Raw genomic sequence first — 20,487 nt, forward strand, 5'->3', positions numbered from 1 at the left:
CGCCTGCCATTGACGGCTTGGCCAACTCCCGGCCCACGCTCTCCCCCTCGAACGGGTCCACCGTTGACGACCTGACCGGGTCCGGACGCACACTCTTCCGTACGGACGGACCCGCCATTGACGACGCCTCCCGGCGCACGCTCGCCCGCCGCCTGGCGCCCGCCGTTGACGACCTGACCGGCTCCGGGCGCTCGCTCTCGGACGGACCCGCCGTTGACGACCTGACCGTTTCCGGGGGCGCGCTCTCCCCCTCGGACGGGTCCACCGTCGCTTCTCCCCCACCTGCCAGGGCCGGCGTCCGAGTCGGGGCGGGCTGGGGGGACGAGGTACAGGTGGGGGCGCTTGCCGTCGGCGGCCCATCGCGACCGAGGGCCCGCTCCGCCGTCGTTCTTCCGCCTGGGCGCGTCGGGGCGAGGGTGGCGCCCCTGAGGGCTCCCCTCCTGGGTGGCGTCGACGATGAGGGTGAGGCGCTTGACGTGGTCGCCGGTCGGATCCGCCATCAGATCATCCCGTGGATGCGGCCCGTGGGTGAGCCCGCTGCGCGATGGCTCCGTCTGGTCGTTCGCATGATGGACCTCCCGCCGTCGTGGCCCCCGGAAACGGCCGTAGAAAGATCGGCAAATCGAACACGGTGTCGATCGAACTCCCGTACGATGTTCTACACCACACTGCCGACATTTTCGAGGAAGACTCGAACAACTGTTTGAAGATGATCTTCAACAGAGATACGGTCGCTGTGTGCGACATCAGGACCACGGACCGGGAGCCTCGCCCGCGGGGCGGGTTGCCGGGCGAGGAGGAGAGGCATGAGCGAGCGGGATGACGCCAATGGGGTCAGTGACCTCGCGGTGCGAAGGCGTGACTCACTGGGGCTGACCCCCAGGCAACGCAAGATCCTCGAGGTGATCCGCGACTCGGTGCAGCAGCGCGGCTATCCGCCGTCCATGCGCGAGATCGGCGAGGCCGTCCAGTTGACCAGCACGTCCAGCGTGTCGCACCAGTTGACGGCTTTGCAGCGCAAGGGCTATCTGCGGCGTGACCCCCACCGCCCGCGCGCGCTGGAGGTGCGGCTGCCGGGTGAGCCGGTGCTGTGGGTCGACCCCGACACCGCCACAGACGACGCCCCCGTCAACAGGCCCACCGCGGCCTACGTCCCGCTGGTCGGCCGCATCGCCGCCGGTGGCCCGATTCTGGCCGAGGAGAGCGTCGAAGACGTCTTCGCGCTTCCCAAGCAGTTGGTCGGCGAGGGCACGCTCTTCCTCCTGCAGGTCACCGGTGACTCGATGATCGACGCCGCGATCGCCGACGGCGACTGGGTCGTGGTCCGCCAGCAGCCGGTCGCCGAGAGCGGCGACATCGTGGCCGCGATGATCGAGGGCGAGGCCACGGTCAAGACCTTCAAGCGCAAGGACGGCCACGTCTGGCTGGTGCCGCACAACGACAACTACGAGCCCATCCCCGGCGACGAGGCCAGCGTCCTGGGCAAGGTCGTGGCGGTCCTGCGCCGCCTCTGACCACTCGCCGCGTGAGACGCGGTGCGGCCGTGCCGCACCGCGCTCCTCACCGGCTCTCGCGCACCAGCCCGCCGATGGTCGCCGTCCTCCTCTCCACGCGCGTCCTGTCCGGCGGGCGCCTCTCCGGCTGCCCGGGTTCCATGGTTCCGTCGCACACGGCGCGTCTCCGGGCAAGTGCACCTACCTCCACCCTTGTCCGGTAACCAGCCGCATTCCGGCGGTTGATCGCAGTCCATAATGTCGGCGGCATGGAGAAGATCGAGACGAGGCCGAGTGCCGGGCGGCGGCTGGCCGGGGCCGGCCTGTGGGTGCTCCAGGTGGTCATGGCCGGCATGCTGCTGATGGCGGCGATGGGCAAGTTCACCGGGGCTGAGCCGTCGGTGTCCACGTTCGAGGCGATCGGGTGGGGCGACTGGTTCCGCTACCTGGTCGCGGTGCTGGAGGTCGCGGTGGCGGTGTGCCTGCTGGCGCCCCCGGTGGCCGGAGCGGCCGCGCTGGCGGGCGCCGGGCTGATGGCCGGTGCGGTGCTGACCGAGGCGTTCGTGAGCGGCGGGCCTGTGGCGTTGCCGCTGGTCCTGCTCGTGGTGAGCGGGGTGATCGCGTGGGGGCGGCGTGATCGTACGGACCGGCTGTGGCGGTCGCTGGCCGGCGGCTGATCCGTACGAAGGCCGACATTCCTAGAATGTCTGGGTGAGCGACACATTCGTGGGTGAAGCGTTCAAAGCACGCAATGACGGGCTGAAGTGGGCGAAGGCCGACCCGGGGGTCATCCCCGCGTGGGTGGCCGACATGGACCTGCCGTCCGCTCCCGAGGTGGTCGAGGCGCTGCGCCGCCGGGCGGAAGGCGACCTCGGCTATCCCTCGTGGCTCGACAGCCCCCAGAGCGGGCCGCTCGCCGAGGCGTTCGCGGAGCGGATGGCCGCCCGATACAGGTGGGAGCCCGATCCGGGCCTGGTCCGCTCCTACTCCGACATCAACCAGGCCCTGCAGGTGCTCCTGCACGTGTGGACGGCCCCGGGAGACGGGGTGGCGCTGCACACCCCGGCCTATCATCCGTTCCTCGGCACGCTGGAGACCATGGACCGGCCGCTGCGCCCCATCCGGCTCGTGCCGGACGGCGACTCGTGGCGCGCCGAGATCCCCGACCTGTCCGGGTGCAAGGTGCTGCTGCTGGTCAACCCGCAGAACCCGACCGGCCGCGTCTTCACCCGGGCCGAGCTGGAGGAGCTCGCCGAGCTGGCCGAACGGCACGACCTGCTGGTCATCTCCGACGAGATCCACGCGGACCTGGTGTACGAGCCGAACCGGCACATCCCGTTCGGCACGATCCTGCCTCACCGGACGGTCACCCTGACCTCGGCCACCAAGGCGTTCAACCTGGGCGGGATCCGCTGCTCGGTGGCGCACCTCGGCTCCCCCGGGCTGCGCGGGGCGCTGGACGCCCAGCCGCCGTTCCTCTTCGGCTCGGCGAACGTGTTCGGCGTGGAGGCGACCGTGGCCGCCTGGCGGCACGGTGACGCCTGGCTGGCGGACACGGTCGCGCTGCTCGACCGGAACCGGCGCGCCATCGCCGCACACCTGCCCGAGGGCGTCACGTACCGCGTGCCGGAGGCCACCTACCTGGCATGGCTCGACTACGGCCGTCCCGGGGTGGCGGAGCAGCTGGAGCGGGAGGCGAAGGTCCTCCTCAGCGACGGCGCCGTGTTCGGGCCGGGCGGCGAGACGTTCGTCCGGCTGAACTTCGCCACCTCCGAGCCCGTTCTCGCCGAGATCCTGCGGAGGATCGCCACCGTGACCCCCTGATCGGCCGGGCGGGGACGGCTCTCCGGACGAGGAGCCGTCCCCCGGGGTCGTTACGGCAGGGGCGGGAGGTCGGGCGGGGTGGCGGCGGGGCGCTCCTCCAGGGCGGAGAGTGCCAGCTCCACGGCCTTCTCCAGCTGGGGGTCGCGGCCGGCCGCGCGGTCCTGGGGTGTCATGACGACCTCGATGTCCGGGTCGACGCCGTGGTTCTCCACTCCCCAGCCGTGCCCTTCCAGCCAGAACGAGTAGCGCGGCTGGGTGACGACGGTGCCGTCGACCAGCGAGTAGCGCGAGTCGATGCCGATCACGCCGCCCCAGGTGCGGACGCCGACGAGGGGGCCGATGCCGCGGTTCTTGATGCCGGCGCTGACGATGTCGCCGTCGGAGCCGGCGAACTCGTCGGTCACCGTGACGACGGGCCCGCGCGGGGAGTCCTCGGGATAGCGCATCGGCTGGTGGCCGCGGACCCGGATCCAGCCGGTGACCTTGCGCGACAGCTTCTCCAGGATGAGCTCGGACACGTGCCCGCCGCCGTTCTCGCGCACGTCCACGACGAGTCCCTCGTACGCCATCTCGGTACGCAGGTCGCGGTGGAACTGCGCCCACCCGGACGCCACCATGTCGGGCACGTGCAGGTAGCCGAGCCGCCCGCCGGACGCCTCCCGGACGAACGCGCGCCGGCCCTCGACCCAGTCGTGGTAGCGCAGCCGGGTCTCGTCGGCGATCGGGGTGACCACGACCTTGCGGGTCTCGCCGCCGGCGGCCGGGCGGACGGTCAGCTGGATCGGCTGGTTCGCGGTGCCCGCCAGGAGCGGGAGCGGCCCGCGTACCGGATCGACGGGGCGGCCGTTGACGGCGACGAGGGCGTCGCCCTGGCGGACCGCGACGCCGGGCGCGAGCAGCGGCGAGCGCGCGTCGTGGTCGGACGACTCGCCCGCGATGACGCGCTCGACCCGCCAGGTGCCGTCCTCGTCGCGGGCCAGGTCGGCGCCGAGCAGGCCCTGGCGGCGGCGCGGGTCGACCGTGGGGCCGTTGCCGATGGCGTACGCGTGGGAGGTGCCGAGCTCGCCCTGCACCTCCCAGAGCAGGTCGATCAGCTCCGAGTAGGCGCCGATGCGCTCGGCGAAGGGCGCGTAGCGGTCGAGGACGCCCTGCCAGTCGACGCCGTTCATGTCGGCGCGCCAGAAGTGGTCGCGCATGAGCCGGCCGGCCTCGCGGTAGCCCTGCCGCCATTCGGCGACGGGGTCGAGCTGGACGGCGACCCGGTCGAGCTCGATGGTGACGACCTCGTCGCCCTCGCTCGCGGATCGGGTCTGCAGGCCGTTCTTGCCGTTGAGCACGAGCCGGGTGCCGTCGCCGCTCACCTCGAAGGCGCGGAACTCCTTGCCCAGCTCGCTCTTGGCGCGCTTCTTCAGGTCGTAGCGTTCCAGCGTGATCTCGCCGGCGGGTTCGGTGCCGTCGCCGAGCCGGCCGGCGAGCGGGTGCCGCAGCCACAGCAGCGCGTCCTTGGCGGTGCGCAGGTTCACGTAACGGCCGGCGGGCACCGGGACCGGCACCACGCGGGAGGCGAGCCCTTCGGGGTCGACCTCGGTGCGCGGCGGCGCGTCGTCCTTCTTCTTCTCCTCCGCCTGCGGGTGGTCGTCCTCGCCGTTGAAGCCCCGTCCCTGCAGGCTGGGGTCGAACGGGGAGGGGGTGGTGGCGCGCAGCGGCACGAGGTACGGGCGGCAGCCGACGGGGAACGACAGGTCGAACACGTGCGCGTCGTACACCGGGTCGAACGTGCGCACCGACAGGAACGCCAGGTGCTTGCCGTCGCGGGTGAAGACCGGGTCGTAGTCGGCGAAGCGCAGCGGCGTCACCTCGATGGTGGAGGTGCCGTCGACGCGGCCCATCTTGATCTGCGACAGCGGCTCCTGGTGCGGATGCACCCAGGCCAGCCAGGCGGAGTCGGGCGAGAACGTGAGCCCGCTGATGTCGCCGTGGCCGGTGCGGTCGAGCTCGCGGTGCGCGCCGGTCTCGACGTCGACGACCAGGAGCCGGCCGTCGTGGGTGGCGACGGCGGCGTGCTTGCCGTCGGGCGAGGCGGCCAGGTCGAGCACGCGGCCCAGCTCGCCGGCGGCGAGGGTGCGGATCTCACCGCCGGGGGTGCCGATCTCCAGGCCGTCCTCGCCGGTGGCGTCGGACACCCAGAGGGCGCCGCCGTCCGAGTCGAGCACGCGCGGCAGCCGTACCCGGACGCCCGGCTCGGCGCGGAGCGTGCCGGCGGGGCCGTCGCGGTGGGTCACCCAGTGGGCGGTGCCGCGGATCTCGACCGCGCTGGCGCGGCCGGTCGCGTCCGGGGAGAACCCGCCGGCGCGGGCGGGCGCCGGCCGCTTGGCGCGGGCCGGGCGCGGCCCGCCGAGCTTGATGTCGAGCCGGTACGGTTCGGCGTCGAGGCTCTCCAGCAGCCACAGGTCGCCGGCGTGGCTGTAGACGATCCGCTCGCCGTCGGTGGTGGCGTGGCGGGCGTAGAACTCCTCGTGGCCGGTGTGCCTACGCGGGTCGGAGCCGTCGGGCAGGGTCGAGTAGAGGTTGCCGATGCCGTCGGTGTCGGCGAGGAAGGCGATCCTGTCGCCGATCCACATGGCGGCCCAGTGCTGGGCGGGGTTGTCGGCGAACAGGCGGGTGAACTCTCCGGAGCCTTCGGCGTCGATCCAGATCTTGCCGGCGGTGCCGCCGCGGTAGCGCTTCCACTGGGACGGCTCGCGCCACATGGGCGAGACGGTCACCACCCGGTCGCCGCTGACGGCGACTTCGCTCACCCACCCGTACGGCAGGCGGGTGGCCGGGCCGCCGTCGAGCGGGACGGCGTGGGCCCACGTCCTGGTGCGGCCGCCCTGCCCGGCGGCGCTGACGACGTGCACCTGCCCGTCGGCGCTCCATCCGCGCACCTGGGTCGACGGGCTCCCCCAGTGGGTGAGCCGCTCGCCTTCCGGCCCGTCGAGCTCGGCGGCGAACGCCTCGGGGGCGCCCTCGCGGGTGCTGGTCCAGGCGATGCGGGCGCCATCGGGTGAGAGACGGGGGTTCGACACGGGGGTGCGGTCGGCGGTGAACCGCCATGCGCGCCCGCCGGCGATCGGGGCGAGCCAGACGTCGTCGTCGGCGACGAAGGTGACCAGGTCACCGCACAGGTGGGGGAATCTCAGGTATGCGCCAGTTGTCACAGGTAGACACTAGTGCGCGCTCCGCCGAGGGGATGACACGATTTCGCGCCGAGGACTGCGAGGAATGAAGACACGGTCAAAACCGGACAGACTCCCGGATGTCGTGAAAAATCACGGGAAGGGGGTGTTGCGACGCATAGTCGGGAGGCATGCATGCGTATCTTCGCCCGTCCTCACCAGATCCCGCCCCGCGTGGCGGCGGGGGCGTTCATCCTGAACTCCGGCCTGAGCAAGGCCGGCGCCGACGAGGGGACCGCCGCCGGCACCCATGGGATGGCCGTCGGCGTCTACCCCTTCCTGGAGAAGCACGAGCCGCAGGAGTTCACCAGGCTGCTGGCCAAGAGCGAGATCGCGCTCGGCGCCGCGCTGCTGCTGCCGATGGTGCCCTCGCTGCTGGCCGGGGCGGCTTTGACCGCCTTCGCCGGAGGGCTGCTCGGCCTCTATCTCAAGACCCCCGGCATGCGTCAGGAAGGCAGCCTCAAGCCCACGCCCGAGGGCATCGGTCTGGCCAAGGACGTCTGGATGCTCGGCATCGGACTCGGGCTGGTGCTGGAGGAGCTGGGCGACCGGATGGCGTCCCCGTACGCCGGAAAGTAGGGCCACCATGGCAGAGTTCGGCTACACCCTGATGTGCGAGCAGACGCCCGCACGGCAGCTCGTGGACTTCGCCGCCAGGTCCGAGCAGGCCGGCTTCGACTACGCGGTCATCTCCGACCACTACTTCCCCTGGCTGGAGGAGATGGGTCACTCACCGTACGCCTGGTCGGTGCTCGGCGCCGCCGCGCAGGCGACCGAACGCCTGCCTCTGATGACGTACGTGACCTGCCCGCTGATGCGTTACCACCCGGCGGTGGTGGCGCAGAAGGCCGCCACGATGGCGGTGCTGAGCGAGGGCCGGTTCTCGCTCGGGCTCGGCGCGGGCGAGAACCTGAACGAGCACGTCGTCGGCGAGGGCTGGCCGTCGGCCGACGTCCGCCACCGCATGCTCCGCGAGGCGGTGCGGATCATCAAGGAGCTGCTCGGCGGCGGTTACGTCACCTTCCAGGGCGAGTTCTACGATGTCGACTCGGCCAAGCTCTACGACCTGCCGGACGATCCGGTCCCCATCGGCATCGCCGCCTCCGGCGACGCCTCGGCGCGGCTCGCGGCCGAGTACGGGGACGTCCTGGTCGTCAACGAGCCGATGCCGGACGTGGTGCGGAGTTTCCAGAACGACGGCGGCTCCGGCAAGCCGGTGTACGGGCAGCTCGCGATCGCCTACGACACCGACGCGGAGGCGGCGAAGGAGCGGGCCCACCGGCTGTGGCGCTGGTCGGCGGTCGGCGGCTGGAAGGTGATGGCCGAGCTGCCCGGCCCGGTGAACTTCCGGGCCGCAGCAGGCACGGTCAGGCCCGACGACGTGGCGGGGAGCGTCCCGTGCGGCGCCGACGTGGACGCGGTCGTCGAGGCCGTCCGCGCCTACCTAGAGGCCGGCCACACGCACGTCGCCCTGGTCCAGATCGGCGCCGACCAGCAGGAACCGTTCTTCCAGTGGGCGGAGAAGGAGCTCCTGCCCGCTCTGCGCCGCCTCTGAGCTCACTCCGCGTCGCGGGGTTCGTCCGTGGGCTCGGGCTCCGGCCGGCAGTCCTGGGAGCACCCCCCGAACCGGGCGGAGTCGATCGGGGTGAACCGCTGCGGCGGCGAGCCGGCCAGCGCGCCGATCATCGTCTCCTTCCAGATGGGGCCCGGCAGGGCGGCCCCGTCGACGGCGCCGTAGTACCTCCCGCCGATCGTCACCCCGGCCAGCTTGTGGGCCTGGGAGCCGCGCGGGTCGCCGATGCTCACCGCCGCCGCCAGGTCGGGGGTGAAGCCGGCGAACCAGGCGGTCGCGTAGCCGTCGGTGGTGCCGGTCTTGCCCGCCGCGTCGCGGCCGATGCCGCCGACGCCGCGCATCGTGCCGTCGGTGAACACGCCGGACAGCACGTCGGCCGTCGCGTCAGCGACGGCGGGCTCCAGCGCCTGACGGCACTTCGGCCGGTAGGCGGTGGCCTCGCCGTCGCGGCCGGTGATCCGGGTGATCGCCATCGGCGCGCAGTAGCGGCCGCGTGCCGCGATGCCCGCGTACGCGCCGGCCACCGTCACCGGGTCCATCTCGTCGATGCCGAGCGTGAACGTCTCGTACTCGCTCAGCGGGCGGCCGTCGGCCCGGCGGATGCCCAGGTCCTCGGCCGTGGTGATCGTCTCGCACAGGCCCACGCGCCGCTCCAGCTCCATGAAGAACGTGTTGACCGAGCTCCAGGTGCCGGTGCGCAGCGTCTTCCATCCCGGCGAGCCCTCGTCGTTGGTGACCGTGTGGCCGGGGTCGCCGACGTTCTCGCCCGCGCAGTTCCTGAACGCCGCGGGACCCGGCGCCCGGTAGCCCGCCCCCGCGCTCAGTCCGTCGCCGGTCTTCATGCCCTGCTTCAGCGCGGTGATCAGGGTGAAGGTCTTGAACGTGGAGCCCGCCTGGAAGCCGGCGCCGCCGCCGTGCCCGGCGTCCGCGACGACGTTGTACGAGATCTCGTTCCTGGCCTTGCTCCGCCCGTACGGCCTGCTCGCCGCCATGGCCCTGATCGCTCCGGTGCCGGGCTCGACGAGGGCTTCGGCGGCGACGGGGTGGTCCGAGGCGTGCACGTACCTCTTGACGGCCCGGTCGGCGGCGGCCTGCATGGCCGGGTCGAGCGTGGTCCTGATGGTCAGGCCGCCGCCGTTGAGCATGCGCAGGCGCGCCCTGGCGGTCTTGCCGAAGGCGGGGTTGTTGGCGATCTCCTGGCGGACATATATGCAGAAGTACGGATATGTGCTGGCTTCGCAGCCACCGGGGAGCTTCTTGCCTTTGTAGCCCAGTTTGGTGGCCTTCGCCTTGGCCGCCTCAGCCGGGGTGATCGCGCCCAGTTCGGCCATCCGGTTCAGCACGACGTCGCGGCGCTTCAGCAATCGCGCGCGGTGCTTCTCGCCGAGGTTCGGGTCCGTGGCGTTGGGGTCCTGCACGGCGCCGGCCAGGGTGGCCGCCTGCGGCAGCGTGAGCCGGCTCGCCCGGACGCCGAAGAACCGCTTGGCCGCCGCCTCGACGCCGTAGGCGCCGGCGCCGAAGTACGCGATGTTCAGATATTTCTCGAGGATCTGGTCCTTGGTGTACTTCTCCTCCACGCCCATGGCGTACCTGAGCTCTCTCAGCTTGCGCGCGTAGCTGGACTCCAGGGCGGCGTTCCGCTCCTCCTCGGTGCCGGCGGCGTTGAGCAGCACCTGCTTGACGTACTGCTGGGTGATGCTCGACCCGCCCTGGCTCACCCGGCCCGCCTGCAGGTTCGTGGCCAGCGCCCGGATCGTGCCTTCGAGGTCGATCGCGCCGTGCTCGTAGAAGCGGTAGTCCTCGATCGCGACGATCGCCGTCCGCATGACCTCCGCGACCCGGTCGAGGCCGACGACCTCGCGGTACTCCTCGTAGAAGCGGGCGATCTCCTTGCCCCGTACGTCCAGCACGACCGAGACCTCGGGCAGCGGCGGCTCGGCCAGTTCGACCGGCCGCAGGTCGGCCACCGCCGCGGCCGACATGAACCCGAGACCCGCGCCGCCCACGGTCGGCGCCGCGAGCCCCGCCACGAGCACGCCCGCCGCCGCCCCTGCGGCGGTGAGCCGTACGATCTTCGTCCCCCGACGTGCCATCAGTGCCCTTTGTCCTTCTGTCGCCCGGCAGTGGGCAGGAGCAAAGCAGACCTGATCGGATGGCGTCCAATAGCGATATGGGAAAGCAGGTGATATCGGTGTGCATATCACCGCTGGTCAGCCCATACACGACGAAGGCCGCCGCGCCTCCAGGGGTGCGGCGGCCTCGCGATTCGCGTCAGGGGACGATGTTGACCAGCTTCGGCGCGCGCACGATCACCCGCCGGGGCTCGCCCCGCAGATGGGCTCGCACCTTCTCCGAAGCCAGCGCGATCGACCGCAGCTCGTCCTCGGCGATCTCCGGCGAGACCTCCAGCCGGTCGCGCACCTTGCCCGCCACCTGGACCACGCAGGTCACCAGGTCGCGCACCAGCAGCGCGGGCTCGGCGCTCGGCCAGCCCGCCTTGGAGACGGTGCCGCCCTGGTGGCCGAGGCGCTCCCAGCCCTCCTCGGCGGTGTAGGGAGCCACCAGCGACAGCATGACGGCCAGCGTCTCGGCCGCCTCGCGGACGGCCGGGTCGGCGGCGCCGGGCCCGGAGTCGATCGCCCGCCGGGCGGCGGTGGTCAGCTCCATCATGCGGGCCACCGCGACGTTGAAGCGGTGGGAGTCGACCAGCTTGGTGACCTCGTCGATCGTGCGGTGGGTGACCTTGCGCAGCTCGACGTCGCCGCCCTCGAACGGGACGCCGGGCTCGCTGGTCACCTCCGACATCACGCGCAGCGCGCGGGCCAGGAACTTCTGCGACGCGGCGGGCGAGACGTCGGCCCAGTCGATGTCGTCCTCGGGCGGGCCGGCGAAGACCATGGTCAGGCGCACCGCGTCGACGCCGAAGTCGTCGATCTGCTTGCCCAGGTCGACGCCGTTGCCCAGCGACTTGGACATCGCCTTGCCGCCGTTGATGACCTGGCCCTGGTTGAGCAGGCGCAGGAACGGCTCGGTGAAGCCGACCATGCCCATGTCGTACAGGACCTTGGTGAAGAACCGGGAGTAGAGCAGGTGGAGCACGGCGTGCTCGACCCCGCCGACGTACTGGTCGATCGGGCCCCACCTGCGCACCTGCTCGACGTCGAACGGGCCGTCGGTGTAGCCCGGCGAGCAGTAACGCAGGAAGTACCACGACGAGTCGACGAAGGTGTCCATCGTGTCGGTGTCGCGCTGGGCGCGGCCGCCGCACTTGGGGCAGTCGACGTTGACCCAGTCGGTCGCGCTGGCCAGCGGGCTGACGCCCTTCGGCGCCAGCGCCTCGCCGCGCAGGTCGGGCAGGGTGACGGGGAGCTGCTCGTCGGGGACGGGCACCTCGCCGCAGTCGGGGCAGTGGATGATCGGGATCGGCGTGCCCCAGTAGCGCTGGCGGGACAGCAGCCAGTCGCGCAGCCGGAAGTTGACCGCGCCGCGGCCCCTGCCCTCGGCCTCCAGGACCTGGATGATCTCGGCGATGGCCTCGGCCTTGCCCAGCCCGTCGAGCGGCCCGGAGTTGACCATCTCGCCCTCGCCCGAGGTGGCGACGCCGGTCTCGCCGGGGTCGGCCAGCCCGGTGTGGACCACCACCCGCACCGGCAGGCCGAACTTCCTGGCGAAGTCGAGGTCGCGCTGGTCGTGGGCGGGCACCGCCATGATGGCGCCGTGGCCGTAGTCGGACAGCACGTAGTCGGCCGCCCAGACGGGGATGCGCTCGCCGTTGACCGGGTTGATCGCGTGGCGGCCCAGGAAGACGCCCGTCTTCTCCTTCTCGGTGGACAGCCGCTCGATGTCGCTCAGCTTGGCGACCTCGGCGCGGTAGGCCTCGAAGGCCGGGCGGTGCTCGTCGGTGACGATCTCGTCGGCCAGCGCCGCGTCGACGGCGACCACGAAGAACGTGGCGCCGAACAGGGTGTCGGGCCGGGTGGTGAAGACGTGCACCGGCTCGTCGCGGCCCACGATCTCGAAGACCACGTCGGCGCCCTCGGACCGGCCGATCCAGTTGCGCTGCATGGTCATCACGCGCTCGGGCCAGCCGCCCTCCAGCTGGTCCATGTCGTCGAGCAGGCGCTGCGCGTAGTCGGTGATCTTGAAGTACCACTGCGTGAGCTCGCGCCTGATGACGTCGGCGCCGCACCGCTCGCACTTGCCGGCCACGACCTGCTCGTTGGCCAGCACGGTCTGGTCGTTGGGGCACCAGTTGACCAGGCCGCCCTTGCGGTAGGCGAGGCCGCGCTCGAAGAAGCGGTTGAACAGCCACTGGTTCCAGTGGAAGTAGTCGGGGTCGCTCGTGTGCAGGCGGCGCGACCAGTCGAAGGAGATGCCGTAGCGCTTGAACGAGTTGGCCTGCGTCTCGATGTTGCGGTAGGTCCACTCCGCGGGGTGGGCGTCGCGCTTGATCGCGGCGTTCTCGGCGGGCAGGCCGAAGGAGTCCCAGCCGATGGGGTGCAGGACGTTGTAGCCGCGCTGGAACCAGTAGCGCGCGATGACGTCCGCCAGGGCGAAGACCTCGCCGTGGCCCATGTGGAGGTCACCCGACGGGTAGGGGAACATGTCGAGCAGGTAGCGCCGCTCACGGGGATCGGCGGCGTCCTCGCTCGCCCGGAACGGGTCCATCTCCTCCCAGCGCGGCTGCCACTTGGCCTGCAGCGCCTGCGGGTCGTACTCACTCACGGCGGTTGTCCTTCTGATTGACTCGGACTCGGACCCATAAGAAAACCCCCCGTGACCAGGACGAGGGGCAGCCGCGACGGCGAGGAACTCAGAACCGTCGCGGCCCGGTAAGGAGCAGGGTCGCGGAACGCATACGTCAAGCCTAGCGCACGTCTTCGGCTGAATGCGGGCGGCCGATCGAGGTACGAGGGCACAATGGACCCTTCAGGCTCGCGAGACCTGATGGTGATCTATCCGTTGTGACCTCATATGTCCCATTAGAATACGCTCGTCACCGTGGTGCACTCAGCTGGACCGGAACGTTCGGGGGCCGACCTGCCGATGCAGGATCCGCCGACCGATCCGCATGGCTTCGCCCGTTTCGCTGCGGAGTCGGCTGACTCTCTTGGAAAATCCCATGAGATCATGCACGGTACGTCGAGTCCGGACAAGCGCTCAGGAGGGCCGGAACCCATGGCATCGGAGAATTCCGGAGCGTCGCACCGGCCACCCTCCTGGCCCGAAGTTCCGCGGCAGGACGTGCCCACCGCGTGGCCCGAGGCGCCAGGCTCTCAGCCCTCGTGGCCGGAGCCGCCCCGCGACGACATTCCCACCGCGTGGCCGGACGCCCGGCAGGGCGGCGCTCCCACGTCCCGGCCGCCCGGCCCGTCCTGGCCCGAGACGCCGCCGTCCGCCCCCGCCTGGCCCGACGCGGGCTCGCAGGGCCCGTCGTCCCCGCCCGCGTCGTGGCCGGACGCCCCGTCCGCCTCGCGGGGCGCCTCCTGGCCCGAGGCGCCGCCCGCCGCCCAGCCCTCGTGGCCGGAGCCGCCGCCGGTCAAGGACCCGGTGCCCGCCTGGTCCGAGCCGCCGGCCTCGTCCTACTCCGACGCCTGGTCGAACCTGAACTCCCCCGCCCCCTGGCCGCAGCAGGCCGACACCTCCCGCCCCGGCGACCCGCTGGACGGGACGATGACCATGAACCGGGTGCCCGACCTGCAGCCCGCCCCGGTGGACCCGGACGCCGCGATCCTCGGCTCGTACGGTCCTGGCGGGCTCGACGACCACCCGGGACGCGCGCGCAGCTCCGCCGCCGCCGCCGACGAGCACACGATGATGTACGGACGAGCAAGCCTCACCGGTTCCGGCGCCAACCCCGTACCCAGCCACCCGGACACCTACGGCGGTCCTGGACGCTCCGACAGGTACGGCGGCGCGGACGGCCACGCCGGTTCCGGCGGCATGGACGGATACAGCAGCCCCGGTGGCGGCGGTTCCGGGCGCACGGACGCTTACGGCTCCGGCGGCTCCGGCGGCTCCGGCGGCATGGACGGATACGGCGCCAACCGGTACGGCAACCCCGGGGGTTCCGACGGGTACGGCGGGCAGGGTGTCGCCGACCCCGGCGCGCGCAACGGCTACCCCGGCGCGGGCGGCCCGGAGGGCTACGCCGGCCCCGGCGCACGGGCCGCGCACGCCGGAGCGGGCGTGGAAGCCCCGGCCGGTCCAGGCGGAGGCGGCCCAGGCGGTTCCGGCGGCCTTGGCGGTTCCGGTGGTTCCGGTAGTCACGGTGGTTCCGGGGGGCCTGGCGGCGTGCCCGGTGGACCGTACGGTCCCGGCGGGTCCGGCGGCTCCCACGGGCCGGGCGGCCCCGGAGGGCCGGGCCACGGCGGACGAGGCGGAGCCGACGGCCCTTACGGTCCCAGCGGGCCCGACGGGCCCTACGGCCCTGGCGGTCACGGCGGAGCCGACGGCCCTTACGGACCTGGCGGGCCCGGCGGAGCCGACGGCCCCTACGGACCTGGGGGTCACGGCGGAACAGACGGTCCGTACGGCGGGGCCGACGGCCCGTACGGTCCGAGCGGACCTGGCGGGCCTGCAGGGCATGGTCATGGTGGGCCCGGGACCGAGCAGGGCAGGCCCGGGGCGAACCTCAGCCGGGACCCCTCCGACCCTGACCGCCCGTTCGTGACGGCCGGTCAGATCAGCGGCTCCCGCACCCCTCCCCCCGAGCGCCAGCAGGAGCTCTGGAACACCGTCTTCGGCGACAACTACCAGGCGATGGGCGAGCCGGAGTCGCTGGACGAGCCCGGCAAGCCGCTGTGGATCTACGCCCTGGCCAGCTCGGCGGCCGTAGCCCTGGTGATCGCGCTGCTGTGGGCGTTCATCGCCGGCCCGCTGGCGAGCGAGGACCCGGGCAAGTCCGCGGCGCAGGCCACCCCGTCCCAGTCGGCCCCCGCCACCCCGAGGAAGACGTCCGTCACGATCGGCAGGCTGCCCGCGTACAAGGGCAACGCGTCGCCGGTGACCGGCACGGTCCAGGACCCGCAGGCGGGCATCCAGGTCCCCCGGCTCGGCGGCACCTGGCGGCTCGACGAGCGGCCGACGGTCAAGGGCACCTACGGGTACGACACGCGCCAGTACGCCATGGTCGGCGACGACCTGGCCGCCCAGGTGCTGACCGGCCCGCTGCCCGCCAAGCTGGCGGGCAGGTACACCTCTCCGGACGACCTGGAGCCGGTGATCAAGGCGGTCGTGGTCGACGCGCGCAAGCGGCTCTACGCGGACGGCAACAAGGTGCGCAAGATCGCCCAGCAGTCGCTGAAGGTGGGCGACAGCACGGGCAGGCTGATCGCCTACTCGCTCACCTCGCCCACCGAGAAGGCCACGGTCGTCGCCGCCGCGATCAACACGGGCGGCGACGTGCCGGCGATCGTCTTCATGTCGGTGCCCGCGGAGGGCAAGGCGCTGCTGCCGGACGTCAACACCGTCGTCAAGCGGCTGCGCCTGATCTCCCAGGGCTGACCGTCAGAACCTGCACTCCATGTGCTTGATCCCGTTGATGAAGCTGGAGTGCAGCCGGTCCGGGTTGTGACCCTCGATGCCGGGGACGCGCCGCAGCAGCTCGCGGAACATCACCGTGATCTCGCGGCGCGCCAGGTGGGCGCCGAGGCAGAAGTGCGGCCCCGGCCCGCCGAAGCCGACGTGCGGGTTGGGGTGGCGGGTGATGTCGAAGCGCTCGGGGTCGTCGAACACCTCGGGGTCGCGGTTGGCGGCCCAGTAGTAGAGCACGATCTTCTCGCCCGCGCGGTACGGGTTGCCGTTCATGACGTGGTCGCGGGTGACCTTGCGGCGCATGAAGTTGACCGGTGACGCGAGGCGGACGATCTCCTCGACCGCGGTCGGCGCATGCTTGTCGAAGTCCTGGCTCCAGAGCTCGCGCTGCTCGGGGTTCTTGGTGAGCAGGCGCAGTCCGTACGAGATGGCGTTGCGGGTGGTCTCGTTGCCCGCCACGACGAGCAGGATGAAGAACGAGCCGAGCTCCTGCATGGTCAGCCGCTCGCCGTCGATGTTGGCGTTGACCAGCGAGGAGGTGAGGTCGCTCGTCGGGTTGTCGGCGCGGTGGGCGGCCAGGTCCTGGACGAGCTGCTGGAGCTCCATGCCGGCGGTGAGCAGGCGCTCGGCGATGCCCTCGACGTCGGTGCCGACGTACTCGGGGTCGAAGCCGCCGAGGATCATGTTGGAGCGCTCGAAGACGAACTGGTAGTCGCGCTCCGGGATGCCCATCATGTCGCAGATGATCTTCAGGGGCAGGCGGGCTGCGACCTCGGTGACGAAGTCGCAGCCGGTGCCGTTGGCGAGGAGGTCGTCGACGATCTTCGCGGCGGCGGTGTCGACGTCCGACTCGAACTGCTTGATCATCTTGGGCGTGAAGGCCCGGGAGACGATGCGGCGCAGGCGGGCGTGGCGCGGGTCGTCCATGTTGATCATGGAGCCGAAGTACTCGGTGAACTCCGCCGGCATGTCGGGGATGTTCGTCGCGCCGCCGTCGCCGGAGCAGAAGACCTCCGGGTTGCGGCTGGCTTCGAGGATGTCGGCATGCTTGACCAGGGCGTGGTAGCCGGGACCCCTGGGCGCGAAGGAGATCTCCGGCTCCGCGAAGAAGGCCGGCGCCGCACGCCGGCGCAGCAGGTCGAAGGCCTGCCTCCGCTCCGACATGGGCCTGGCCCAGAAGTGGGTGTCCGACAGGTCGAAGTCGAGGACGCTCATGGTGCCCATCATTCGAGCATGGGCGGTTCCGCGTCAACACTTTGCACGTACACCGTACGTACCTTTCATCCGGAGCCACGTATACACCGGGTATATACCTCCGGTGTATAGTCGTCCGCCATGACAGTCCCCCTGGCCCTCCTGGGCCTGCTGGATCGCGAGCCCAGCTACGGATACGACCTGAAGCGCGCCTACGACACCTACTTCGGCCGGGGCAAGCCGCTCCCCTTCGGGCAGGTCTACTCCACGCTCGGCCGCCTGGCCAGGGACGGCAAGGTCACGGCCGGTCAGAGCGAGCCCGGTGAGGGCCCGGACCGCAAGCGCTACGCCATCACCCCGGTCGGCAGGCAGGAGGTGGAGGCGTGGCTGGCCGAGCCGGTGGCCGCGGAGCCGCTGCTGCAGACGGTCCTGTTCACGAAGGTCGTGCTGGCGCTGATGCTGGGCCACGACGCGCACGGCTATCTCGACGCGCAGCGCGCCACCCACATGCGGCGCATGCGTGAGCTGTCGGAGATCAAACGCTCCGGCGCCCTGGTCGACGCCCTGCTCGCCGACCACGCCCTGTTCCACCTGGAGGCCGACCTGCGCTGGATCGACGTGACCACGGCCCGCCTGGGCGCGCTGGCGGAGACGGTGCGGCAGTCATGACCGTCGACGGCCTTCCTGTGCCCGGACCGTTGCTGGAGGCCCGCTCCGTCGACCGCTCCCACGGCCGTACGCGGGCGCTGCGCGAGGCGAACCTCTCCGTGACCGCGGGGGAGATCCTGGCGATCATGGGCCCGAGCGGCTCCGGCAAGTCCACGCTGCTCCACTGTCTGGCCGGCGTCTTCACCCCCGACGCGGGCGAGGTCTGGTTCGGCGGGCGGCGGCTGGACACCCTGAGCGACGCCAGGCGGTCCGAGCTGCGCCGCACGGCGTTCGGCTTCGTCTTCCAGTTCGGCCAGCTGGTGCCGGAGCTCACGGTGGCCGACAACGTCGCCCTGCCGCTGCTGCTCGGCAGGGCCGGGCGCAAGCAGGCCTACCATCGGGCGCGCGGCTGGCTGCGGCGGCTGGAGCTGGACGACCTGGGCGAGCGGCGCACCGGCGAGCTGTCCGGAGGGCAGGCGCAGCGGGTGGCGATCGCCAGGGCGCTGGTGACGCGGCCCCAGGTGATCTTCGCGGACGAGCCCACCGGCGCGCTCGACTCGCTCGCCGGCGAGAAGGTCATGGAACTGCTCGTCGGCCTGGCCCGTCAGGAGGGCGTGACCGTGATCGTGGTGACCCACGACGCCCGCGTCGCCGCCTGCGCCGACCGGGAGGTCATGGTGCGTGACGGCAAGGTCACCGACCCCTACGCCGGCGGGGCCGTCCGATGACGCTCTGGCTGGGCCTGCGGCTGTCGCTGCGCGGCGGCCGGGAGGCGGCCGTCCGGCTGGCGCTCGTCACCGCGTCCGTCGCGATGGGGGTGACGGTGCTGCTGTCCACGGTGGCGCTGTTCAACGCCTTCCAGGTTACCGCTGACCGCCCGTGCTGGGAGTGCACGACCGGCTCCGCGCCGGGCGGCTGGGCCCTGGGCGCCACCCCGGGCGCCGTGCTGTGGAACCACCGCCAGGACTCCTACGCCGGCCGCCCGATCAAGCGGCTCGACGTCGCCGTCCTCGACGGAACGCCCACGCCGGCCGTGCCCGGCGTCCCCGAGCTGCCCGGCGCGGGGCGCCACTACGTCTCGCCCGCGCTCGCCGAGCTGATGGACGCCGTGCCGCGCGAGCAGCTCGCCGGCCGCTTCCCCGGCGACCGCGCCGGGCTGATCGGGCGGGCGGCGCTGTCCGGCCCTGATGACCTGGTCGTGGTCGTCGGCCGGACCCCCGGCGAGCTGGCCGCTATGGCCGGCACCGTGGCCGTCGACGCCGTCGCCACCACCCCGCCCGCGGACGACACCGCGGCCCTCTACGAGCACGGCTTCGGCATCGCCGCCATCGGCCTGATCTTCCCGCTGTTCGTCCTCGTCGGCACGGCCACCCGGCTGGCCTCCGCCCGCCGCGAGGCGCGCTTCGCGGCGATCAGGCTGGCGGGCGCCACCGCGCGGCAGATCAACGTGATCGCGTCGGTGGACGCGGCGCTCGGCGCGCTGCTGGGCGCGCTCGCCGGCGTCGCGGTCTTCCAGGCGGTGCGGCCCGCCCTGGCCGGCGTCGCCGTCACCGGCTCCCGCTTCTTCCCCGACGTGGTCGCGCCGACCGCGCTCCAATACGGCGCCGTGGTCGCGGGCGTGCCGTTCGCCGCCGCCGGCGCCGCGCTGTGGTCGCTGCGCCGGGTGCGGATCACACCGCTCGGCGCGGCGCGTAAGGTGCGGGCCGCCGCCCCGGGATGGTGGCGGGTGCTCCCTCTGCTGGCGGGGCTGGGGCTGTTCGCGGGCCCGGTGTTCGCGGGCGGCGAGGACCCGGACGCGGTGCTCGTCGACGCCGGCCTGGCGCTGATCATGGTCGGTCTCGTGGTGGCCGGGCCGTGGCTGACGATGCTGGCCGCGCGGCTGGCCGCCCGCGTCACGCGCGGCGCGGCGACGTTGCTGGCAGCGCAGCGGCTGGCGGCCGACCCGAAGGGGGCCTTCCGGTCGGTGAACGGGATCGTGCTGGCGGTCTTCATCGGCACGGCCGTCGCCGGGATCGTGCCCGCCGTCGTCTCGGGCCAGGAGGCGGCGGGTGGCGGCACGCTGAACGAGGTCATGCGGGCGCCGTTCGGGTACGCCGACGCCGCCGAGGGTCAGCCTCTGCCGCCCGCCACGGCGGCCGAGCTGCTGGCCAAGTTACGCGCCCATCCCGGCGTCACCGTGCTGCCGATCTACCGCAGGGCCGATACGCCTGCCTTGCCCGACGGCCCTCCGCCGTGCGACCCGGGCCCCGGCTGCAGGCTCGACTTCCTGCTCGGGCACGTGGTCGAATGCGACGCCCTGGCCGCCTTCCCGGCGCTCGGCCGGTGCGCCCCGGGCGTCCACGCGGTGACGGCCGACCTCAACCGACTGCTGACCAGCGACAACATGCTCTCCGTCGACCGCAACCTGCCGGTCGTGGACGCGGGCAACAAGGCCGACACGGCCACAGCCGACCGGCCCCTGGCCGCGGTGCTGATCCACGCGGCCGACCCGGTCGTCCGTGAGCGGATCCGTACGCTGCTCAACCCGTACGTCGCCCTCTCCGGCAGCGCCGAGACACCGCAGACCTTCGCCGAGGTCACCCGGGCCCGCGCGGTGCTGCTGGACCAGGTGGAACGCGTCGCGCTGGCCATCGTCGCGCTGACCCTGCTGGTGGCGGGCTGCGGCCTGCTGGTGGCGGTCGCCGGCGGCGTGGTGGAGCGCAGGCAGCCGTTCACGCTGCTGCGGCTGTGCGGCACGCCGACACGGACGCTTTCCAGGGTGATGCTGCTGGAGACGGCCGTCCCGGTGGTGCTGGCCGCCCTGGTGGCGGCGGGCGCGGGCTTCGGCGTGGCCGGGCCGGTGATCGACCAGCTGGCGATCAAGAGCGCCCCGGCGACGATGCCGGGCCCCGCCTACTTCCTCACCGTCGGCGGCGGGCTGCTGGCCGCCCTGCTGATCGCCCTCGCCGGTCTGCCGCTGCTCAAGCGCGTGACCACCCCCGACAACGCCCGCTTCGAATAG

13 protein-coding genes are annotated in these 20,487 nt (G+C 72.3%); 9 read left to right on the plus strand and 4 right to left on the minus strand.

The annotated features are described in order from the left end of the window. Window positions 1-806: 806 nt before the first annotated feature. The 3 genes from lexA to AB0K05_RS18290 all read left to right on the plus strand — a co-directional run bounded on the left by lexA (window position 807) and on the right by AB0K05_RS18290 (window position 3,317). Complete coding sequence (gene lexA / locus AB0K05_RS18280) at window positions 807-1,514, plus strand: transcriptional repressor LexA (RefSeq protein WP_148030138.1); 708 nt, start codon at window positions 807-809, stop codon at window positions 1,512-1,514. Window positions 1,515-1,762: 248 nt separating this feature from the next. Then, window positions 1,763-2,170 (plus strand): DoxX family protein, encoded by a 408-nt coding sequence (locus tag AB0K05_RS18285; RefSeq protein WP_271278978.1) that lies wholly within the window; start codon window positions 1,763-1,765, stop codon window positions 2,168-2,170. 34 nt (window positions 2,171-2,204) lie between these two features. Further along, window positions 2,205-3,317 (plus strand): aminotransferase class I/II-fold pyridoxal phosphate-dependent enzyme, encoded by a 1,113-nt coding sequence (locus tag AB0K05_RS18290; protein WP_364230252.1) that lies wholly within the window; start codon window positions 2,205-2,207, stop codon window positions 3,315-3,317. Window positions 3,318-3,367: 50 nt separating this feature from the next. Here AB0K05_RS18290 and AB0K05_RS18295 read toward each other — a convergent pair whose 3' ends face one another. Then, window positions 3,368-6,517 carry a PDZ domain-containing protein gene (locus AB0K05_RS18295; protein ID WP_364230255.1) on the minus strand — a complete coding sequence of 1,050 codons (3,150 nt, stop codon included), beginning with the start codon at window positions 6,515-6,517 and terminating at the stop codon, window positions 3,368-3,370. Between the two features lie 153 nt (window positions 6,518-6,670). Between AB0K05_RS18295 and AB0K05_RS18300 the strand changes: the two genes are divergently transcribed. Together AB0K05_RS18300 and AB0K05_RS18305 are read left to right on the plus strand one after the other, a co-directional pair. Then, window positions 6,671-7,114 (plus strand): hypothetical protein, encoded by a 444-nt coding sequence (locus AB0K05_RS18300; protein ID WP_148030135.1) that lies wholly within the window; start codon window positions 6,671-6,673, stop codon window positions 7,112-7,114. 7 nt (window positions 7,115-7,121) lie between these two features. Further along, on the plus strand, window positions 7,122-8,090 hold the full coding sequence (locus AB0K05_RS18305) for a TIGR03557 family F420-dependent LLM class oxidoreductase (RefSeq protein ID WP_271280304.1): 969 nt from the start codon (window positions 7,122-7,124) through the stop codon (window positions 8,088-8,090). A gap of 2 nt (window positions 8,091-8,092) precedes the next feature. Here the strand turns inward: AB0K05_RS18305 and AB0K05_RS18310 are convergent, their stop codons facing one another. Both AB0K05_RS18310 and leuS read right to left on the minus strand, forming a co-directional pair. Further along, window positions 8,093-10,201: a transglycosylase domain-containing protein gene (locus tag AB0K05_RS18310; RefSeq protein WP_364230259.1), complete on the minus strand. Its 2,109-nt coding sequence runs from the start codon at window positions 10,199-10,201 to the stop codon at window positions 8,093-8,095. A gap of 178 nt (window positions 10,202-10,379) precedes the next feature. Continuing rightward, on the minus strand, window positions 10,380-12,833 hold the full coding sequence (gene leuS / locus AB0K05_RS18315) for a leucine--tRNA ligase (RefSeq protein ID WP_364230261.1): 2,454 nt from the start codon (window positions 12,831-12,833) through the stop codon (window positions 10,380-10,382). Window positions 12,834-13,352: 519 nt separating this feature from the next. Here leuS and AB0K05_RS18320 point away from each other — a divergent pair. Continuing rightward, window positions 13,353-15,614 (plus strand): hypothetical protein, encoded by a 2,262-nt coding sequence (locus AB0K05_RS18320; RefSeq protein WP_364230264.1) that lies wholly within the window; start codon window positions 13,353-13,355, stop codon window positions 15,612-15,614. Window positions 15,615-15,617: 3 nt separating this feature from the next. Here AB0K05_RS18320 and AB0K05_RS18325 read toward each other — a convergent pair whose 3' ends face one another. Then, window positions 15,618-16,859 (minus strand): cytochrome P450, encoded by a 1,242-nt coding sequence (locus AB0K05_RS18325; protein WP_271279369.1) that lies wholly within the window; start codon window positions 16,857-16,859, stop codon window positions 15,618-15,620. A gap of 120 nt (window positions 16,860-16,979) precedes the next feature. On the opposite strand from AB0K05_RS18325, the gene AB0K05_RS18330 reads away from it, so the two are divergent. Genes AB0K05_RS18330 through AB0K05_RS18340 form a run of 3 tightly spaced genes read left to right on the plus strand, consistent with a single transcriptional unit; the run spans window position 16,980 to window position 20,487 of the window. Then, the gene (locus AB0K05_RS18330) at window positions 16,980-17,507 is read left to right on the plus strand and encodes a PadR family transcriptional regulator (protein ID WP_148030130.1); all 528 of its coding nucleotides are present in this window, start codon (window positions 16,980-16,982) and stop codon (window positions 17,505-17,507) included. Then, the gene (locus tag AB0K05_RS18335; RefSeq protein ID WP_148030129.1) at window positions 17,504-18,214 is read left to right on the plus strand and encodes an ABC transporter ATP-binding protein; all 711 of its coding nucleotides are present in this window, start codon (window positions 17,504-17,506) and stop codon (window positions 18,212-18,214) included. Before AB0K05_RS18330 ends, AB0K05_RS18335 begins: the two co-directional genes overlap by 4 nt. Then, window positions 18,211-20,487 (plus strand): FtsX-like permease family protein, encoded by a 2,277-nt coding sequence (locus AB0K05_RS18340; RefSeq protein ID WP_364230267.1) that lies wholly within the window; start codon window positions 18,211-18,213, stop codon window positions 20,485-20,487. The genes AB0K05_RS18335 and AB0K05_RS18340 overlap by 4 nt, the downstream gene beginning before the upstream one ends.

It is taken from the genome of Nonomuraea sp. NPDC049486 (assembly GCF_040676925.1).
GTDB lineage: Bacteria > Actinomycetota > Actinomycetes > Streptosporangiales > Streptosporangiaceae > Nonomuraea > Nonomuraea ferruginea.

Coding starts and splice junctions, on each gene's coding strand:
- lexA (WP_148030138.1), top strand. CDS start 807: ATGAGCGAGCGGGATGACGCCAATGGGGTCAGTGACCTCGCGGTGCGA.
- AB0K05_RS18285 (WP_271278978.1), top strand. CDS start 1,763: ATGGAGAAGATCGAGACGAGGCCGAGTGCCGGGCGGCGGCTGGCCGGG.
- AB0K05_RS18300 (WP_148030135.1), top strand. CDS start 6,671: ATGCGTATCTTCGCCCGTCCTCACCAGATCCCGCCCCGCGTGGCGGCG.
- AB0K05_RS18305 (WP_271280304.1), top strand. CDS start 7,122: ATGGCAGAGTTCGGCTACACCCTGATGTGCGAGCAGACGCCCGCACGG.
- AB0K05_RS18310 (WP_364230259.1), bottom strand. CDS start 10,201: ATGGCACGTCGGGGGACGAAGATCGTACGGCTCACCGCCGCAGGGGCG.
- AB0K05_RS18325 (WP_271279369.1), bottom strand. CDS start 16,859: ATGAGCGTCCTCGACTTCGACCTGTCGGACACCCACTTCTGGGCCAGG.
- AB0K05_RS18330 (WP_148030130.1), top strand. CDS start 16,980: ATGACAGTCCCCCTGGCCCTCCTGGGCCTGCTGGATCGCGAGCCCAGC.
- AB0K05_RS18335 (WP_148030129.1), top strand. CDS start 17,504: ATGACCGTCGACGGCCTTCCTGTGCCCGGACCGTTGCTGGAGGCCCGC.
- AB0K05_RS18340 (WP_364230267.1), top strand. CDS start 18,211: ATGACGCTCTGGCTGGGCCTGCGGCTGTCGCTGCGCGGCGGCCGGGAG.